We start from the raw sequence: 18,395 nt of genomic DNA on the forward strand, positions 1-18,395 counted from the left end.
CGGGGCGTACTGATCTCGCGCCGCGAGGCTGGCAGGGTCGTCGGTGAGCGACCGATGGGCCCGCGAGACCGGGCCGCGACCCAGGGGGAAGACCATGCATCGCACGTACCCAGCCGTAGCAGTCCTGCTCGCCACCACGCTGGCCGGAGCCTTCGCTCCCGTGGCGGCGGCCCGTCCGTCGGACCCGGTGCAGCGGCGGTTGGACCTGCTGGTGGACCAGGACGGTGTACCGGGTGCCCTGGCCCACGACGGCCGGACGACCCGTACGGCAGGGGTCGCCGACAGGGTGTCAGGCCGTCACATGCCCGGCGCGGACGGCAGGTTCCGCCTGGCCAGTAACACCAAGGCGTTCACCGCGACAGCCGTCATGCGCCTGGTGGCCGACGGACGGATACGCCTCCACGACCGGGCCGGGCTCTACGTGCCCCAGCTCACGAGTAGCCCCGTCACCGTACGGCAGCTGCTGAAGCAGACCAGCGGGCTCCCGGAGTACAGCGCGCTGGTCGACTGGTCCGAGGCGGGCACACCCGAGGACCATCTGGCTCTCGCCCTCGCAGCAGAGCCCGCCTTCGAGCCCGGTGAGGGCTGGGGCTACTCCAACACCAACTACCTGGTGCTCGGCATGGTGATCGACAAGGCGTCGGGCGTCGGCTTCCGCACCTACGTCGAGCGTACGATTCTGCGCCCGCTGCACCTGGACGACACCTACTGGCCCGCGCCCGGTGAGATGTCCCTGCGCGGACCGCACGCCCGCAACTACGGCGTGCACCCCGCGTTGCCTGGAGCAGGCATCGTGGACGTGACCGAGCTTCCCGGGTACGAGTTCGGCGCGTCCGGCGGGCTCGTCTCCACACCCGAGGACCTCAACGCCTTCTGGAACGGACTGTTCGGTGGCCGTCTCCTGCCCCGCTGGGCGCTGGACCTGATGACCCGGGACACGACCGCCGTCGGCGGCCGGGACGTCTACCCCGCGGGGAGCCGCTACGGGTACGGGGTCGCATCGATCCCGCTCAGCTGCGGCGGTGTCTACTGGGGCCACGGCGGCGACCTGCCCGGCGACTCGGTGGGCGGCGGCCGGGCCACGGGCGGTCGGGGTACCGTGACCGTCTACACCACGACCTGGGCGGCCGAGGGCGAGAGCCTGGGCCACCTCCAGGGCGCTGTGGACGCCGCACTGTGCGGCAAGGGCCACAGGTGAGCTGAGGCGGCGGGGAGCCGGTGCACCGGGCTCGGCACCTCGCGTCGTGCAGGACCGCGGCGTCGACCGGGCCAGTCCACGTGAGCCGGTTAATCCACGTGCGGTCCGCCCGCACCGCGTGGTACTCCTCGCTGCTATGGACGATCTTGTGACAGCGCGGCTCGTGCTCCATCCGATGACCGCCGACGAAGCCGAGCGTGTGGTGGCGGGCGCTCCCGACAGCGGTGCCCGATGGGCTCCCGGGTACCCCACCTTCGGCGACGTGTCCGCCGCCAGGCGCTTGTTGGACACCTGTGCGGCGGCCGGCGATCCCCAGCCGTTCGGCAACTACGAGATCCGCCGCCGCGAGGACGGTCAGGCGATCGGCGGCGTCGGCTTCCACGCACCCGCGGACGGGAACGGCAGCGTCACGATCGGCTACGGGCTCGTCCCTTCGGCGCGAGGCAACGGGTACGCCTCGGAAGCCCTTCGCGCACTGCTGCTGTTCGCGCGTGCGCGCGGCATCACCTGTGTGAAGGGCGACGCTGATCATGACAACGCCGCGTCCCATCGGGTCATGACGACGGCCGGCATGCTGCCGGCCGGAGAGGACGACCGCGTGAAGTTCTTCGAGATCGCCTGGACCTAGGGACTCTCGTTCGCATCAGGCTGGGCGCGCGGGGCCTGGTCCAGCCCGGTCCTGACGAAAGACCCTGGTGCCGTGGTGTCTGCGCGACGTGGCGTGTGACGCCACCACGGCACCGGGTGATCCATCTTCACGGGCAGGGAAAGCCCGGGCGGTCCCGCGGCCGGTGGCCTGTCCGGGCCGGCACCTACAGGCCGGCCCCGTACGTCCCGTACTCCGGAAGACCTGTCGCCTCGTAGACGTGCACCGCGATTCCGCTCGGCGTCGTCTCGGCGTGCAACAGACGGAGGCGGGCCGGGGTGCCGCCGTGCGGGAACAGACGTCGTCCGCTGCCCACCACCACCGGGGCGATCGCGAGCCGGAGTTCGTCGACCAGGCCGGCGGCCAGCAGGGACTGGCCGAGCTCGGCGCTGCCGTGGATCTGGAGCTCGCGGCCGGGCTGCCGCTTCAGTTCGGCGACCTGGGCGGGGATGTCTCCGGACAGGATCGTGGTCGGCTCCCACTCCGCCTTGGTCAGGGTCTGGGAGGCGACGTACTTCGGCGAGCCGTTCAGGATGCGGGCGTTCGGGTGGTCGGTCATCTCCGGCCAGTCCCGTGCGAAGTTCTCGTACGTGCGGCGGCCGAACAGGAAGGCGTCCGCGCGGCCGAGCCAGGTGGCGGCCACCCGGTCGAATGCCTCGTCCAGGTGCGGCACGAACCAGCCGCCCTGGGTGAACCCGTCGCTGGTGTCCTCGTCAGGGGAGCCGGGCCCCTGTGAGACACCGTCCAGCGACAGGAACTCCTGCAGTACCAACCTCATCGCGCACCACTTTCCTCTAGTGACCAGGGGACATCCGTCCCTGCCCTGCAGACTGCGTGACGGGAGAGAACTCATCGGTCCCCCCGCGCCGCGCCCTCGGACGATCGAGCCGGGCGACGGTGAAGCGGGCCAGGCTGCTCATCGACGTACCGGGCACCCTACTTGATAGGCAAGTCCGCACTTGCCTATGGTGGGGTCATGGCCGACGATGTCTTCAAGGCGCTCGCCGACCCCACCCGTCGGCGCATCCTTGACGAGCTGGTGGAACGGGACGGCCAGACCCTCTTCGAGATCTGCACACGACTGGTGACCAAGCACAGCCTGGGGTCGTCCCGCCAGGCCATCAGCCAGCACCTGGCCGTACTGGAATCTGCGGGTCTGGTCCTCTCGCGCCGCCAGGGCCGCTACAAGTTCCACGACCTGAACACCGCACCCCTCGAGCGCGCCATGACCCGGTGGCTCAGGCCCGGCACCCCGGAGAGTACCCATGAAGATCCACCTGTCCAGCGTCTTCGTCGATGACCAGGAGAAGGCCCTGCGCTTCTACACGGAGGTGCTGGGCTTCACGAAGAAGACCGAGGTCCCCCTGGGCGAGGACCGCTGGCTGACCGTGGTCTCGCCGGAGGACCCCGACGGGACCGAACTCCTGCTGGAGCCCGATGGCCATCCCGCGGTGAAGCCGTACAAGACGGCACTGGTCAACGACGGCATCCCGGCGACGTCCTTCGCCGTGGACGACGTGACCGCGGAGTTCGACCGGCTGCGCGGGCTCGGGGTCCGCTTCACCCAGGATCCGCTAACCATGGGCCCGGTCACCACGGCGGTCCTGGACGACACCTGCGGCAATCTGATCCAGATCGTGCACAGCGAATAGGCCGTGCGGGCAGGCGACAGCCGGGAGCGGGAGGCGGCCTACCTGGCCACCGGACCATAGGTTAAGTTAGGCAACCTAAGTAGCCGTAGCCCTCCGCCGCTCGTCGGGGGAACCCGGATGCCCCCATTCCACTCCCGTGTGATGTGCGCCTGCCGTTCCCGAGGCCCTGTGTCCCGCCTCGACCAGGCAGGGCCTCAGATACTTGCCCTGCTGGCCGCCGCCCGTCGCGCGTCCCACCACAGCCGACTGCTCACCTGACCCGGCAGGCGGCGCGGTGAAGCCGGAACGTGTCCGGGGGGCGGCACGCGCCGCCCCCCGGTACGCCAGAGCCGTCCTCAGGTCTGCGGACGGCTGCCGTGGTTCGCGGCGTTCTTACGGCGGGCCTTCTTCTTACGACGTCGCTTCGATGACATCGGACCTCCTGAGTCGCTAGCTTGTGCGTACTATCCACCGAATTGTCGGCTCCGGCGACCACACAGCCCCTTACCCACCCACACAGCGGCGAACACGCGGCACGAGCACCGGCGGGTGGCGTACGTCACGGCACGCGACAGCCCGCACACTCCCCGCGCCCGCCCCTGATCGATGCACCGGTTTCATGGACAGTCGCCGACCTGCTGTGATGTGATCCGTGCGGCGGAACGGCCCCGTCCGGCGCTGCTCACCGGGCGATCCCCAGGTGCGGCCGTGTGAGGGCGGATCGAACCGCTCGATCACCCGTGGGTCCCCGCATCGCCACGGCGAGCGCCCGGGTCCGTCCCTCCAGGCTCGAAAGTCCTACACATGCAGAAGACCAAGGCCGCACTCTGGGAATTCCTCCAGGGACTCGGCAAGACGTTCATGCTCCCGGTGGCCCTGCTCGCCTTCTGCGGCATCATGCTGGGCATCGGGTCCTCGCTCTCCAGCGAGGCAGTCACCGACAACCTGCCCTTCCTGAAGGCAGAGGGCTTCCACCTCGTCTTCACGTGGATGGCCAACACAGGGCTGGTCGCCTTCACCTTCCTGCCCGTCCTCTTCGCGATGGCGATTCCGCTCGGTCTCGCCCGCGAGGACAAGGGCGTGGCCGCGTTCTCCGGTTTCGTCGGCTTCGCAGCCATGAATCTCGCGGTGAACTTCTACCTCACCGCGAAGGGCGTCGACTTCGAGGACGAGAAGGCGATCGCGCACTACGGCATAGCCGAGGTGCTCGGCGTGCGGTCCATCGACACGGGACTCCTCGGAGCCGTGGCCGTTGGCATCGTTGTCAGCCTTCTTCACCAGCGCTTTCGTACCCAGCGCATGCCTGACGCGCTGGCCTTCTTCGGCGGGCTGCGCTTCGTCCCGATCATCTCCGCGCTCGCCATGAGCGTGCTCGGTCTGCTCATTCCCCTGGTGTGGCCGGCCTTCAACGGCTGGATCACCGCCGTGGGCCGCGGCATCGGGCACACCGGGGTCTTCGGGCCCTTCTTCTTCGGTATGGGCGAGGTGCTTCTGCGGCCGATCGGGCTGCACCACATCCTCGTGGCCATGTTCCGGTTCACCGACGTCGGCGGTTCGGGAGCCGTGTGCGGGGCCAACGTCTCCGGAGCCCTGAACATGTTCTACGCGCACCTGGACTGCGCGGGCGCGCCGAGTTCCGCCGTCACCGACGCGACGCACTTCCTCTCCCAGGGCAAGATGGCCGCCTACCTGGGCGGTCTTCCGGGTGCGGCCCTCGCGATGTACCACTGCGCGAACAAGAAGATGCGCCCGGAGATCAAGGCCCTGCTGGTGTCCGGTGTGGTGGCCTGCGTGGTCGGCGGCATCACGGAGCCGTTGGAGTTCCTGTTCCTGTTCGTCGCACCGTGGCTGTACGCCATCCACGCGGTCCTGGTCGGGCTCGGCTTCCTCACGGCCGCCGTGCTCGGCGTCTTCATCGGGAACACCGACGGCAATGTCATCGACTGGCTGGTCTTCGGAGTCCTCCAGGGATCGTCGACCAAGTGGTACCTGGTGCCGGTGATCGCGGCTGTGTGGTTCGCCGTGTACTACTGCCTGTTCCGTTGGGCGATCACACGCTTCGACCTCAGGACGCCCGGCCGCGACGAGGAGCGGAGTGATGAAGCCGGCGAGCCTGTCCCTCCGGCCGGGACCGAGGAGCCCGCGCGGGAGCTGGTGGCAGGGAAGTACGACGCCGTCGCCATCCTCGACGCGATCGGAGGCGCCGGCAACATCCGCTCCCTGGACAACTGCATCACGCGTCTGCGCATGACGGTGGAGGACGCCGGACAGGTGGACGAGGCCCGGCTGAAGAAGCTCGGCGCCGTGGGTGTGATCAAGCTCGACGGCCACACCGTACAGGTCGTCATCGGACCGCAGGTCCAGTCGGTGAAGGACGCCATCGCCTCGATGATTCCGGTGGGCTGACCATGTCCCCGCTTCCTCCCGCCTACGGCTTCGACACCCCGGTGGACCGGCACGGCACCTGGTGCACGCAGTGGGACTACGTCGAGGACCGTTTCGGCGTGCCGGATCTGCTGCCGTTCACGATCTCCGACATGGATTTCGAGACTGCCCCGGAAATCATGACCGCGCTGCGCCGCCGACTGGACCACGGTGTGCTCGGTTACTCACGGTGGCGACAGGAGGACTTCCTCTCGGCGATCGTCCACTGGTACGCGACGCGGCACGCGACAGCGGTCGACCCCGGGTCGATCGTCTACGCGCCCTCCGTCGTCTACCAGGTGTCGCAGCTGCTCCGGCTCTGGTCGGGCCCCGGCGACGGTGTCGTCACCCACACCCCGATGTACGACGCGTTCCCCAGGACCGTGGCTGCCCACGGACGGCAGCTCCGGGAGTGCCCGCTCGACGACTGGGCGGAGCTGGAGCGGCTCCTGGCGCTGCCCGACACCGCCGTGTTGCTGCTGTGCTCACCGCACAACCCGACGGGCAGGGTCTGGTCCGAGGACGAGCTGCGCCGGATGGCACGCCTGTGCGCACGGCACGGCGTGGCCGTCATCAGCGACGAGATCCACTCCGACCTGGCACATGCCCCGCACGTGCACCACCCCTGGGCCGGGCTCGGCGTCGAGGGCCGGTGGGCTGTGGTCACCTCGGCGTCCAAGTCGTTCAACATCCCCGCTCTGACGGGAAGTTACGGAATCATCGGTGACCCCGCGTCGCGGGACGCCTATCTGCGGCAGCTCAAGGAGGCGGACGGTCTGTCCTCCCCCGCAGTGCTGTCGCTGGTCGGGCACATCGCCGCGTACCGGGAGGGCGTGCCCTGGCTGGACGCCTTGCGCGCGTATCTCGCGGGCAACCTCACGATGGTCGCCGACCGTCTGTGCGGTGAGTTCCCGCAGCTCGACTGGGAGCCTCCGCAGGCGGGATACCTCGCATGGATCGACCTGCGGCCGCTCGGGGTCGACGACGACGCGCTGCAGCGCGAGCTCGTGGAGGTGGAGAAGGTGGCCATCATGCCGGGGGCGGCCTATGGCTCACCGGGCCGGGTCCGGCTCAATGTCGGGTGCCCCCGGTCCAAGGCGGAGGCGGGCGTCGAGGCGCTGGTACGCGCACTGCGCCGACTCACCCAGCCGGGGCGTGCGGCGGATGGCCGGCCCGACAGGGCTCGGGGCGGCTGCCCCGGCACCGCTGAACACCCGCCGACCGGGCGGAAGCGACCCGTCTGAAATGTGTCACCGCGGGTAGGCGGAGTGGCATGTGAGCTGTGTGGTGCAGCTGACCTGACGGGGGATGTGTGTCATGGAGCGGCTGACGGCGAAACGCGGTACCGGACAGAGCGGGCGGGTGGTCGGCAGCGCCGCCTACGACATGGCTTCGGGAGTGATCGCTCATGCCCGGGGCTTCGTCCGGGACTTCCTGTCCGAGGCGCAGTCCCTGTGCGGTCTGGACGTGCCTGCGCGGACACTGGACACCGCGCAGCTGGTGGTGAGTGAGCTGGCCACCAACGTCTGCAAGTACGCCCCGGGCCCCTGCCTGCTGGATCTCGAGGTGGACGGCAGCAGACTGGACATCACCATGTGGGACTCGGGGTCCGCGCTCCCCACCGCCTCGCAGGCCGACCCCACGCGTGCGGGTCAGCATGGCCTGGAGATCGTACGCGCGGTCAGCCGGAGCCTCGAGGTACGCCGCGCGCCGGTGGGTAAGCGCGTCCACGTGCAGATCTCGCTGTTCGAAGAAGCGGCGTGACGCTCCGGCCTGCCGGTCACGGCTCAGCTCAGTAGGCGGAGTCGACGTTGTCGATGGAGCCGTACTTGTCGGCTGCGTAGTTGGCGGCCGCGGTGATGTTGGCGACCGGGTCCGTCAGGTCCTGCGGGGTGCCGGAGACGTGGTAGGCGTCGAAGGTCGGCTGGATGACCTGCAGCAGGCCCTTGGAGGGCGTGCCGTTCTGCGCGTTGACGTCCCAGCCGTTGGACGCCTCGGGGTCGCCCCCGGACTCGCGCATGATGTTGCGGTGCAGGCCCTCGTAGGTGCCCGGGATCCCCTTGGCCTTCATGACCTCGAGGGACTCCCGGATCCAGCTGTCCAGGTCGTCCTGCTCGGTGGCTGCCTGGCCGGCCTTGTCGGCGAGGGCGTCCGCCTGGGCGGAGACTCCTGCTGCCGAGACTCCGGCCGAGGTGGCCACACCGGGCGAGGCCGGCTCGGAGGCGTGCGCGGGGGACGGTACGAGCGTCAGGGCCGCTGCTGCGGCTCCGGCTGCGCAGAGTCCGGAAACCGAGAACGTGCGGATCCTGGCGGTACGGGCGGCGGGCGTCAGGGACAGGGCGGACGTACGGATGAAACACTCTCCTCGCGGTGATGTCAGGGACCGCCACGGGACCGGCAGCGGAGCGGAGGCGCACGCTCATGTGCGGCACTCGACCGCTCCGGGGCGTCGGCTCCCGTGGACACGATCCATGGTTAGCGGCACGCCGGGGTGATGGCAACGGCCGGCACTACTACGCGACTTCGTAGGACGGGGGCGAGGTGTCGGCGTGCGCGCCCGAGCGCCGCGAGCTCCGGCGCGAGGCTCTACTACTTCGCTTCGTATGTGATCTGGGACCTATGGGCCGGCTCACAGCCCCTGCCGGTGAGAGCGGTCAGGCCGCCGCCCGCGACGCGTTCTCCGAGACCCCGAACCGGGCGTGCACGTGGCGCAGGGGCCTCGGACACCACCAGTTCGCCCGCCCCGCCATCTTCATGATCGCGGGGACCAGGAGCATTCTCACCAGCGTGGCGTCGAGCACGACCGCGAGGGTGAGCCCCACGCCCAGGAGCTTCAGCGGGGTGAGCTGGGACGTCGCCATCGCCGCCATCGCGATGGCGAGGACGAGCGCCGCGGCGGTGAACAGCCGGCCGGTGTGCTCCAGCCCGAAAGCCACGGCGGACGTGGTCTCCCCCGTACGGCGGTGCTCCTCCATGATCCTGGACAGCAGGAACATCTCGTAGTCCATGGAGACACCGAAGGTGATGCAGAACATCAGCACGGGCAGCAGTGTGTCCGTGGTGCCGGTCACGAGGAAGTCGCCCACCAGCCACCGCAGATGTCCGTCCTGGAACACGTGGACGATCGCTCCGAACGTGGCGGAGAGGCTGAGCAGGTTCAGCAGGACGGCCTTGACCGGGACGAGGACGCTGCCGGTGAACAGGAACAGCAGAGTGAAGATGACCAGCACGATGATCGATGCGGCCAGTCCGAGCCGTTCCCCGACCGCGGCTCTGGTGTCCACGAGCGCGGCCGCGTCCCCACCCACGAGCGCGGGTACCGGGGCGGGCACCGCCCTCAGCGCGCGGACCAGCTCACCACCGCGGGCGGAGTAGGGCTCGGCGCCGGTGACGACCGAGAGCCATGTGCCGCTCGGAGCGGAGAACCGGGCGGACGCGGGTGTGGGCGGGGCCTGCCGGTCTCCCCCGGCGTAGGAACCCGTCGCCGTGTCCACCCTGAGCACGTCGGGGCTCCGGGACACCTGGCGCGCGTAGTCGGCCAGGCTTCCCGGCGACGTACTGGTGTGGCCGGGCAGCACGATGTTCGCCATGGCTGTCGCCTGGACGTCGAAGTCGTCGCGCAGCACGTCGGTGGACCGGTGCACAGGTGAGGAGACACCCAGCGAGCGGTCGTCGGAGAGGCCGAATTCGACGCGATGGAACGGGCTCGCCAGGCACAGCAGCACGGGGACGACCAGGAGCACGGTGACACCGGGACGGCGCATGACCATCTGGGCCGTGCGGTGGAACAGGCCCTCGTTTCCGGCCGGCCGGGCCGGGGACCGGGGGCGCCTTCCTTCGACCCGGTTGCCGGCCACGAGCAGGCACACCGGGAGCACGAGCACGGCGGTCAGTCCGGCCAGGGCCGCCACGCTCATGCCGGCGTAGGCCAGCGAGCGCAGGAAGTAGAGGGGGAAGACCAGCAGCGCCGCCATGGACAGCGCGACGGTCAGGGCGGAGAAGAACACGGTCCGGCCCGCCGTGCGCATGCTGACCAGGACCGCCTGCTGGACGTCTCGCCCCGCGGCCAGCTCCTCCCTGTGGCGGGTGATGATGAACAGGCCGTAGTCGACGGCCAGGGCGAAGCCCAGCGCCGTGGTCAGGTTGACCGCGAAGACCGACACCTCGGTGAACGCGGTGAGAGCGTGCAGCAGTGCCAGCGTGCCCACGACCGCGATGCCGCCGACGGACAGGGCGAGCAGGGCGCTCAGGAGGTTCCCGAAGACCCGTACGAGGATGAGCAGTACGAGGGGTGCCGCGATCAGCTCCGCGCGTACGAGGTCGTGTCGGCTCTGCTCCTCCAGTTCGCGTTTGGCCGCCCCTCGCCCGGCGACGGACACCGTCAGTGGTGTCGTGCCGGTGGCTGTGTCCTGGCGGATGTCCGCGGCGGCCTCGGTGGCCCCGCGTTCGCCGCCGAGCAGCCGCACGCCGATGAGCGCGGTCCGCCGGTCACGGGAGACCAGCACCGGGTCACCCTGCGGCCAGTACGAGTCCAGGTGCTGTACGCGTGGATCGGCACGCAGCCTTTTCGTCAGCCCTCGGCCGGCGGCCGCGGACTGCGGCTCGTCGACCGTTCCCGGCGCTTCGACGAGCAGGACCAGATCGGAACTGCCGGACCGGAAGTGTTCGCGCAGCAGCGCGTCCGCATGGGCGGACTCCGAGTCGGCTGGTGTCCATCCGCCGCCGGAGAGCTTGCCGAACACCCCCAGGCCGGCGGTACCGAGACCGATCGTCAGCAGCACGGTCAGCGCCAGGAACGCGTGCCGCCACCTCGACAACAGACGCACCAGACGTTCCGCGCGCGTGACTTCCGACGCCTTCGGGGCAGAGATGCCGTCCGGTGTTCCGGTCATCTCACACCACCGGAGCGGACGGACACCGTGCCCTCACCGCGGACCACCTGGACGGGGTGGAGCTGTCCGGACGCGGTACGGGCGGCCCGCAGGTCGTCGCTCACCTCGACCGTGGACGGGTGCGCCCCTGCCAGGCGGCCGACATGGTCCTTGACCGCGATGACCTCCAGATGGTCCCTGCCCCTCGACCCGGGCGGCAGACCCATGACGTGTGCGACCGTGCCTCTGAGCCAGTCGACCTCGTCGATCTCGTCGGCGAGGAGTTCCGTCGTGCCGTCGGTGTGCCTGCACAGGCCCACCCCGGCGGTGGCGCCACGGCGGAGCAGGAAGTCCCGGCGCTCGGTGAGCGAGGCACCGGCGAGGGGGCCGACGGGCAGCAGGATGTTGATCAGCCGCAGCGAGACGGCGACCCGTCCTTCCACGCACATCTGGATGTCGATCGCCGACATGGGCCTGTGGTTCTCCTCTTCGGAGACGAACCCGGCGAAACGAGCCTCGATCTCGACCTCACCGGCCTCCGGCGGCGCTTCGAACAGCTGCAGCCGGTCCACCCGGAGTGGGTAGCCGACGACTCCTGCGCCGGCCTTCGCGGACCACCTCCACAGACTGGCGGACGGAATCGCCTGGAGGAGCGCGTCCATGAGTCCCTGGTGCAGGCACCCCTTCGGCACTGTGCCACGGGCGACGTCGGCCACAGCGGAGGATCCGGCCGATCCGACGGCCAGCGACGTCAGGTACCGGAACGCCGGTCCGTGGAACAGCTCGGCCGAAGCGTACGGATCAGGCTGCACCACGGCGTCCGGCAGAGGGGCGAACCGCTGGGGGCGGTGGCCCGGCCGGTCGCCCACCAGCACGGTGCCACTGGCCGCTTCCTCGAACCGGGACAGCGCGGGTGTCGTCGCCTCACGCCACGTCAGCAGTCTCACTTCCAGCAGCCCCGCCCGCGTGGGTACCACCTCCGTCCGCAGCCGTACCGGGCCGGCGAGCGGGATCCAGCGCCGCAGCCGGACATCGCGTACGGCGGCCACCTTGCGGCCGGTGTGATCCGCGGCAGCCCGGGCGAGCTGATCGACGACCGACATCATCGGCAGCGCCGGGACCGTGAAAGTCGGACGGTGGTCGCCCGTCCAGGAGTCGACGGCGGGATCCAGTGTCCTCTCCGAAACTGCGGGCTCCGCCGTCGCGCCGTCTGCGGACACGACGCGGACGCCGAGTCCGCGGGCGTGGTACAGGCAGATGTCATCGCCCCAGAGCCGCGCGTCGGCGACCGCGTACGGACCACGCGCGTCCTCGGCGACGTCGACGATCTCCAGATCGATCCTGATCAGGCGGTTGGCCGGGGTGATCTGTCCGCGGTACTTCCAGGTCACCTCGTGGTCGAGCATGACCGGCTCGAACCGGGGACGCGGAACTCCGTCAGTGAGGCCCCGCTCGATCAGGTAGAACTGGAGCAGCTGGCACATCGCCTCGATGCCGAGCGATCCCGGCTGGACGGGATCCTGGAAGAAGTGGGCCTTGAAGAACCACTCCCCCGCGTCGACGTCCTTCTCCGACCTGAGCCGCCCCAGCCCCGCGCGTCCCCCCGCGGGCCAGTAGCCCGTGATCCTGTCGAGCATGAGCAGCATCGGGCCGGGCAGCCGGGCCGGGCCGGTGAAGTAGCGGGCGGGGCTCGTGGTGAGGTCGACCGTGCGCTCGCACGGTTCTCCCAGCGCGGCCCGGTCGTCCTCCGCGACGGGCAGCCCGACCTGGTGGTCGAAGGCCGAGGGCGGGAAGAAGCCGAACACCGTGGACAGGGCGAAGACTTCGTGGTCGTCGGCGAAACACCGGATCGCGAACGACACGATGATCATCTCACCGGTGCGTGAGACGGAGGTCAGCTCGGCCTCCGTGCGTACCGTCCGGGTGGCCAGCGTGATCTCACCGGTGACTGTCCCCCGCCCGTCGAGGTTGCGGAAGAGCAGATCGACGTCGGTGGTCAGCGGGCAGCCGACATAGGCGGCCAGCCATCCGCACGGTTGCAGTGCGATCTCCATGAGCACCGCGAACGGCATCACCGGGTCGGCGTTCTGCTCGAAGTACCAGACGGGGTCGGGTACGTCGTACTCGGCGACCACCCGGCTGCCCTGCTTCATGCCGCGCTGTGGACCGTCCACGGCGACGATGCGAGTCATGAAGTGGTAGGGCGGCCCGGGCAGCCGCGAGATCCTGCGCGTCCCGTCGAAGCTCCGGGCCGAAGAGCCGAAGGCCGCGCTCGGCCTTCCCCACGCGCACGCCAGCAACGACGGGTAGTCGAACACGAACCCGTCGGACTCGGCCACCGCCTTGGGTTCGCGGTGGCCTACGAGCCCGGCGAGACCGGCGAGCGGCACCGGGGTCCCGCTGGTCTGCTCCTCGTGCCCGCCGAGCTGCCGCCAGTGCTCCAGGGGCCAGTCCGGCACCAGCCGCAGCGCGATGTCCTGGCCGTGGAAGGCCTTCACTCCGTCGACGGTGCCCAGGATGTCGGCGTACAGCGTCGGCTCGGGGCCGGCGGAGACGCCGTGCACGAACACCTCGTACACGATCCGCCGGCTCGCGGGGGTGGCCTGCCCACGGCATCGGGCGGTGAAGGGCCGCTCGGTGGCCGGCTCGAAGCGCCATCCGTCCCTTCCCACGGTGTGACCGAGGGCAGTGAGGTGGAACGCCATCGCCTGCAGACCGGCTTGGAGCATCAGCGTTCCCGGCATGCACGGGTCGTTCTTGAAATGCCCCTCGAAGAACCAGTCGTCCGGGGAGACGGGTGTCTCCGCTCGGAGGTAGCCGCGGCCCCACGGTCCTCCGGCCGGGTCGAACGCGGTGACTTCGTGCAGGAGCAGCAGTCGGCCACTGTCCGGCCGGGGTGAGCGCACATGTGACCTGGTGACGTCCCAGCCCGGGCCGAAGCAGTCGGCGGGCCGGCCGGCCGCGAACGCCCGCACGTGGGCGGCGGTGAAGGACGAGCGTGCGCAGTGCACAGCCGGCGCGTCCTGCGGGACGTCCGGGGCAGGTGGGCAGGCGGCCGGTTCCCAGCGCACACCGTCGGTGTCGTCGAGCTCGTCCTTCGTGAAGAAGCCCGCTTGTCCGCCTCGGACGCTCAGCCTGAGTTCCTCGCCGGCGTAGCAGTCGTAGTGGAAGAAGAACAGGCGGACACCGTCGTGCTGGGCGTGGCGGTCGACGTGGATCTCGTACCGCAGGGTCTCGCCGGCCTTGGGCGGGCTTCCGTGGTAGGTCAGTTCGCATCCGAGCAGCCGGTAGGCCCGTTCACCTCGGTTGAGCAGGTCGGCTCCGAGCCAGCTGATCAGCAGCAGGTCCGCCTGGCCCGCCTCGATCATCAGGCCCGCCGGCATGCGGCCGGTGGAGTCGAGGTACCAGCTGTCGAGGCGGATGTCGGTCTCGGTCCGGATCGTGCCGGTGGCGTGTTCCGCGCCGAGTTCGGCCAGGGCTGCGGGGACGGCGTCGATGCCGGTGACCCGGTCGGCCAGCAGCATCGGCGGTCCGGGCATCCTGGTCTGCAGCTCGTACGCGTCCTGCTCGGCGAACCTGGGCCCGAACAGTGTGGAGACGGGGTGCGAGGCGAGGTGTTCCAGCTGCGCCCGGTCGAACACGACGCCCGGCAGGGGGGTTGGCCGGCGGGGCGGACGTACGGCCGGGGGCGGCGCCGCCGTCCCCGCCGCCGCGTGCACGAGGGCGGCGGCGAACCGGGCCCTGGTCCGCAGGAACCTCTGGTGCACCTGGAGGTGGCGGGCCAGCACGTCCTGGTGCAGTGCGGTCACCCGCTCGGCCTGCCGCGCGACCAGGGTGCGCATGTCGGTCGTGTGCGCTTCGGTGCCTGCGGGGAGGATCGCGGGCCCGGCCACGGCGGGCCCGGCGGCCCGGTGCGGCAGGGCAGGGGCCAGCCGGGGAGCCCTGGGCATGATCACCGCTGGGTACTCGAGTGAGGGCAAGGTGATCTCCCGGTGGGCCGGAACGGTGAGGGTGGGGGTGTCTTCGGCCGGCGGTGCCACGGCGGTTCGCAGCTGCTCGAAGAGGGCCTCGGCGCGGACGGGTACGCCGGCTGCGACGAGTTCCACCACGGCCTGGTGCAGTTGGGGCAGTCCTCGGTCCTCGGCGTCCAGGGCGACGGCGACATGTTCGCGGTCGCCCAGGACCCGTTTGACCCATCCGGTGCACAGGCCGCGCGGCCCGTGCTCGACGAACACCCGGACTCCGTCGGCCCAGGCTCGTTCGACCGTTCCCGCGAAGTCGATCGTCCCCACGCCTTGCGCTGTGACGGCGTCGGCCGCGCGCCCGGCCGTCGGGGTGTACGCGCGTGTCGTCGCCCCGCTGTAGAACCGCACACCCGGCACGGCGTGAGTGGGGCGGTGGTGCAGCTGCCACCACCGGTCGCGTACCTCGGACAGTTCGGGAGCGTGGGCGGCCAGGTCGTAGGCGACCGGAATGGCGCGCGCGGTTCCCAGCCGCGCCATGACGGCGGCACAGGCCCGTGACTCGCCGCCGACGACACACACGCCAGGGGCGTTGACCGCCATGAGGTGGACGGCCCGTTCGTCCGCCAGTTCCGCGCGGATGCGGTCGAGGGGCGCGGTGACCAGGTAGCTGGTCCACCGGTCGCCGTCCACGCCGAGCCGTTTCCAGGCGCGGCGCACGCCTCGCAGTTCGCCGGTCAGTTCGCTGGTGAAGAGGCCGCTCTCCCGGGTGTCCCGGTGCAGGGCCGCCACGTCCCGCCATGCGCCCAGGGCCACCAGCGCTGCCGACTCCCCTGAGGAGTAGCCGAGGGCGGCGTCCGGCCGCAGCCCGAGGAGGCCCCGGGTCAGCTCGACGTGGATCGCGGCCAGCCGGGCGGCCCCCCAGATCTGGTCGAGCACCGTCAGGCCGGCGCCGGCCGCCGGCCGCCCGACGGCGTTCCCGTACGCTGCCGCGACCGCGTCGCCGAGCGTGGGCAGGGCCAGCTGCACCTCGCGGCCCATGCCCGGGTACGAGGCCGACCCGTTGGTGAACACGAAGGCGGTCTCACCTCCCACCGGAGCGGCGCGATAGGCCACTCGGGCCGGCTTGACCCCGCCCTCGACGAGCCAGCGGCGTACGGCGTCCCGTTGCGTCCGGGGGTCACCGTCCGACACGAGGGCCAGCCTGGCGGGCCCTTCGCACGACTCGGTGCCCGTCTCCAGTGCGGCCAGGACCTCTTGAGGGTCGCGTCCGGAGTACACGTGCAGCCGTGGAGCCGGTCCGGGCGCCCAGGGCCCGGCGTCCCCCGCCCGCAGGCGCACCCGCAGCGGGGGCGCATCCAGCGGTGACACCACCACGTCCGCCGTACGCAGGCCCGGCGCGGTGTCGGCCGGGCCGTCCACCCGGGGCAGCGCGCGGTGCCGCAGGGCGGTCACCGCGACCGCGACCGCCAGCAGGCCGTGGGCGGCGTGAGCCCGGCCGAACAGCGCGGCCGGGTCGAGGCCGGCGTCCGCGCCGTCGCCGATGACCACATCCGGTTCGCCGGCGTCCTCGTCGTCGAGCAGGGCGAGGACGGGGTCGCCGTCCCGGCGTGCGTCGGTGAGGCGTTTGAGTACGACCGCGACGGCGCAGTCCCCGGTGCCGGTCTCTCGTCCGAGCTCGCGCAGGGCGGCCCGGTGGACCGGTTCGCAGGAGAGGTCGACGGCGCCGACGAGCGCGGCATCGGCCTCCCCGGCCCGGATCGCCCGTGCCGCGAGCTCCAGCGCGACAGGCCCGGAAGCCTCCTCGGCCGACACGGTGCAGCCGGGTCCGCCCAGGTCGAGCTGGGTGTTGATCCGGTTGGCCACGAGGTTGGGCAGGGTGCCCACGACCCGTTCCGCGTCCATGGGCGCGGAGAAGGAGTCCTGGACGCGTGTGACCAGTGCGGGATCGGTCCCCTTCCCTGTCTCCTCCAGCCAGCACGGGGTACGCCAGCGTGCGCTGGCGCGGGAGTTCTGCGTGTCCACGCCTGTTCCGACGAGGACCATGGTCCGCTCGCGCGGGAGGGTCACATCGCGTGCCGCTTCCCGTGCCGCTTCGAGCATCAGGATCTGCTGGGGCAGGGCCTGTCCGACCGACAGGGGCGGGAAGCGGAGGCCAGGCAGGGTCACGTCGACGCGTTCCGCCTGATGGCTCCGGTCGCCGTCGAGCACCGCGCGGCGGAAGTCCTGGGTGCCCGCTCCCGCTCCGGCCCGGGCGGCCAGCGCCACGATCGCCAACGGCTCACCCGGCCGGCGCGGCGCGCGGGGCGCCGCCGCCGTGGCGGTGCCCGCACCGTCCCAGGCGTCGACGATCAGATGGGCGTTGGTGCCGCCGAATCCGAAGGCGCTGACCGCCGCCCGGCGCAGGCCTGGCCATGGCTCCGGCTCGCTCAGCACCCGCAGCCGGGTGCCGTGCAGTTCGGTCAGCGGTTCTCCGGCGGCGAGCGTGGCGGGACGGATACCGGCCCGCATCGCGCCGAGTACCTTGAGCAGCCCTCCCACACCGGCCGACGCCAGCAGGTGTCCGACGTTGGACTTCACGGAACCGATGGGCACATCAGGGCTGTCCGCGAAGATCCGTGCCATGCCGCGGACCTCCTCCGCGTCACCGACGGGGGTTCCCGTCGCGTGGCACTCGACGAGGGAGACGGTCCGTGGCGCGACGCCCGCCATGTCGTACGCCAGGCGCATCGCCCGCTCCTGCCCCTCCTGTGCGGGGGTGAGCAGCCCTCCGCCGCGCCCGTCGTTGGACAGCCCGACCCCTCGGACGACTCCCAGGACCGGTGAACCCTGGGCGAGGGCGTCACCCAGGCGCATCAGCGCGACGAACCCGGCGCCCTCGCCGGGGATCAGCCCGTCGGCGTCCCGGTGGAAGGGACGGCTGCGGCTGGTACGGCTCACCGCGGACAGGCCGCAGAACCCCACGTGCAGGAACAGGCTGTCGGCCCGGCTGACCGCGCCGGCCACCATGACGTCCGCCGTCCCGTCGTGCAGCCGGTCGCAGGCCAGTTTGACCGCGTACAGGGACGAGGCGCAGGCGGCGTCGAGCGCGAAGGCACCCGCGCCCAGCCCGAGCGCTCTGGCCGCGAAGTGCGCGGGAAGCCCCGACGAGAAGCGGTTGCGCGCGTCGGGCCGGGTCCGTGCCGCCGCCGAGAGCAGGGAGGGTGCCCCCTCGGACAGCCATACGTGCTCGGCGAACGCCGTTCCCGCGCTCGTGGGGTAGGACAGGTTGCCCAGGACCAGGCCCGCGCGGGCCGAGGGCCCCTCGTGCCCGGCCTCCCGCAGGGCCTGCCGGGCGCCGTACAGCACCCAGTGGAACAGCGGGTCCAGGCCGAGGATCTCGTCCGGTGCTACGAGGAACCCGGTCGGGTCGAACACCGGCCCGAAGTCACGGACGTATCCGCCGACGTCCGTCCACGTGCGGTCGAGATGGTCCTCGACGGTGCCCATGGCCCATCGGTGCGGCAGCCGCCATCTGCCGTCCGGGACGGGCGACAGGCTGCACCGGCGGGCGGCGATGTTGTCCCAGAAGGCGCCCGGGTCCAGCGCGTCGGGGAGGACGCACCCCCGGCCGACGATGGCGATCGGGTCGAATTCCATACCGGTCTCATTTCACGAACACGT

At 71.0% G+C, this 18,395-nt stretch carries 12 protein-coding genes and 1 pseudogene; 8 read left to right on the forward strand and 5 right to left on the reverse strand.

Features of this window, described 5'->3' with window-relative positions:
• The first annotated feature begins 94 nt into the window (after positions 1–94).
• Both ACFYSH_RS31460 and ACFYSH_RS31465 read left to right on the forward strand, forming a co-directional pair.
• Complete coding sequence (locus ACFYSH_RS31460; RefSeq protein WP_359471637.1) at positions 95–1,198, forward strand: serine hydrolase domain-containing protein; 1,104 nt, start codon at positions 95–97, stop codon at positions 1,196–1,198.
• A 136-nt stretch (positions 1,199–1,334) separates the two neighbouring features.
• Positions 1,335–1,826: a GNAT family N-acetyltransferase gene (locus tag ACFYSH_RS31465; RefSeq protein ID WP_359471639.1), complete on the forward strand. Its 492-nt coding sequence runs from the start codon at positions 1,335–1,337 to the stop codon at positions 1,824–1,826.
• A 184-nt stretch (positions 1,827–2,010) separates the two neighbouring features.
• Here ACFYSH_RS31465 and ACFYSH_RS31470 read toward each other — a convergent pair whose 3' ends face one another.
• Positions 2,011–2,622, reverse strand: coding sequence for a dihydrofolate reductase family protein (locus ACFYSH_RS31470; RefSeq protein WP_359471641.1), 612 nt, complete (start codon positions 2,620–2,622; stop codon positions 2,011–2,013).
• Between the two features lie 198 nt (positions 2,623–2,820).
• Between ACFYSH_RS31470 and ACFYSH_RS31475 the strand changes: the two genes are divergently transcribed.
• From ACFYSH_RS31475 to ACFYSH_RS31485, 3 genes and pseudogenes are all read left to right on the forward strand, one after another.
• The gene (locus ACFYSH_RS31475; protein ID WP_388756970.1) at positions 2,821–3,144 is read left to right on the forward strand and encodes an ArsR/SmtB family transcription factor; all 324 of its coding nucleotides are present in this window, start codon (positions 2,821–2,823) and stop codon (positions 3,142–3,144) included.
• On the forward strand, positions 3,110–3,496 hold the full coding sequence (locus tag ACFYSH_RS31480) for a VOC family protein (RefSeq protein ID WP_359471645.1): 387 nt from the start codon (positions 3,110–3,112) through the stop codon (positions 3,494–3,496). The genes ACFYSH_RS31475 and ACFYSH_RS31480 overlap by 35 nt, the downstream gene beginning before the upstream one ends.
• Positions 3,497–3,636: 140 nt before the next feature.
• Positions 3,637–3,754: pseudogene (locus tag ACFYSH_RS31485) on the forward strand (DUF2470 domain-containing protein); the annotation flags it as partial.
• Positions 3,755–3,831: 77 nt separating this feature from the next.
• On the opposite strand, the gene ACFYSH_RS31490 reads toward ACFYSH_RS31485, so the two are convergent.
• On the reverse strand, positions 3,832–3,909 hold the full coding sequence (locus ACFYSH_RS31490) for a 50S ribosomal protein bL37 (protein WP_388756991.1): 78 nt from the start codon (positions 3,907–3,909) through the stop codon (positions 3,832–3,834).
• A gap of 370 nt (positions 3,910–4,279) precedes the next feature.
• Between ACFYSH_RS31490 and malX the strand changes: the two genes are divergently transcribed.
• The 3 genes from malX (at position 4,280) to ACFYSH_RS31505 (ending at position 7,663) form a co-directional block, all read left to right on the forward strand.
• Positions 4,280–5,881, forward strand: coding sequence for a maltose/glucose-specific PTS transporter subunit IIBC (gene malX / locus ACFYSH_RS31495; protein WP_359471647.1), 1,602 nt, complete (start codon positions 4,280–4,282; stop codon positions 5,879–5,881).
• A gap of 2 nt (positions 5,882–5,883) precedes the next feature.
• Positions 5,884–7,143, forward strand: coding sequence for a MalY/PatB family protein (locus ACFYSH_RS31500; RefSeq protein ID WP_388756974.1), 1,260 nt, complete (start codon positions 5,884–5,886; stop codon positions 7,141–7,143).
• Between the two features lie 73 nt (positions 7,144–7,216).
• Complete coding sequence (locus ACFYSH_RS31505) at positions 7,217–7,663, forward strand: ATP-binding protein (protein WP_359471652.1); 447 nt, start codon at positions 7,217–7,219, stop codon at positions 7,661–7,663.
• A 28-nt stretch (positions 7,664–7,691) separates the two neighbouring features.
• On the opposite strand, the gene ACFYSH_RS31510 is transcribed toward ACFYSH_RS31505, so the two are convergent.
• From ACFYSH_RS31510 to ACFYSH_RS31520, 3 genes are all read right to left on the reverse strand, one after another.
• Entirely contained in the window at positions 7,692–8,237 is a 546-nt protein-coding gene (locus tag ACFYSH_RS31510) for a transglycosylase SLT domain-containing protein (protein WP_388756994.1), read from the reverse strand.
• A gap of 316 nt (positions 8,238–8,553) precedes the next feature.
• A complete protein-coding gene (locus ACFYSH_RS31515; protein ID WP_359471654.1) occupies positions 8,554–10,791 on the reverse strand; it encodes an MMPL family transporter in 2,238 nt (745 codons plus the stop codon).
• The gene (locus ACFYSH_RS31520) at positions 10,788–18,371 is read right to left on the reverse strand and encodes a beta-ketoacyl synthase N-terminal-like domain-containing protein (protein WP_388756978.1); all 7,584 of its coding nucleotides are present in this window, start codon (positions 18,369–18,371) and stop codon (positions 10,788–10,790) included. The genes ACFYSH_RS31515 and ACFYSH_RS31520 overlap by 4 nt, the downstream gene beginning before the upstream one ends.
• Positions 18,372–18,395 lie beyond the last annotated feature (24 nt).

The organism is Streptomyces sp. NPDC005791 (assembly GCF_042871485.1).
In the GTDB taxonomy this organism is placed as follows: domain Bacteria; phylum Actinomycetota; class Actinomycetes; order Streptomycetales; family Streptomycetaceae; genus Streptomyces.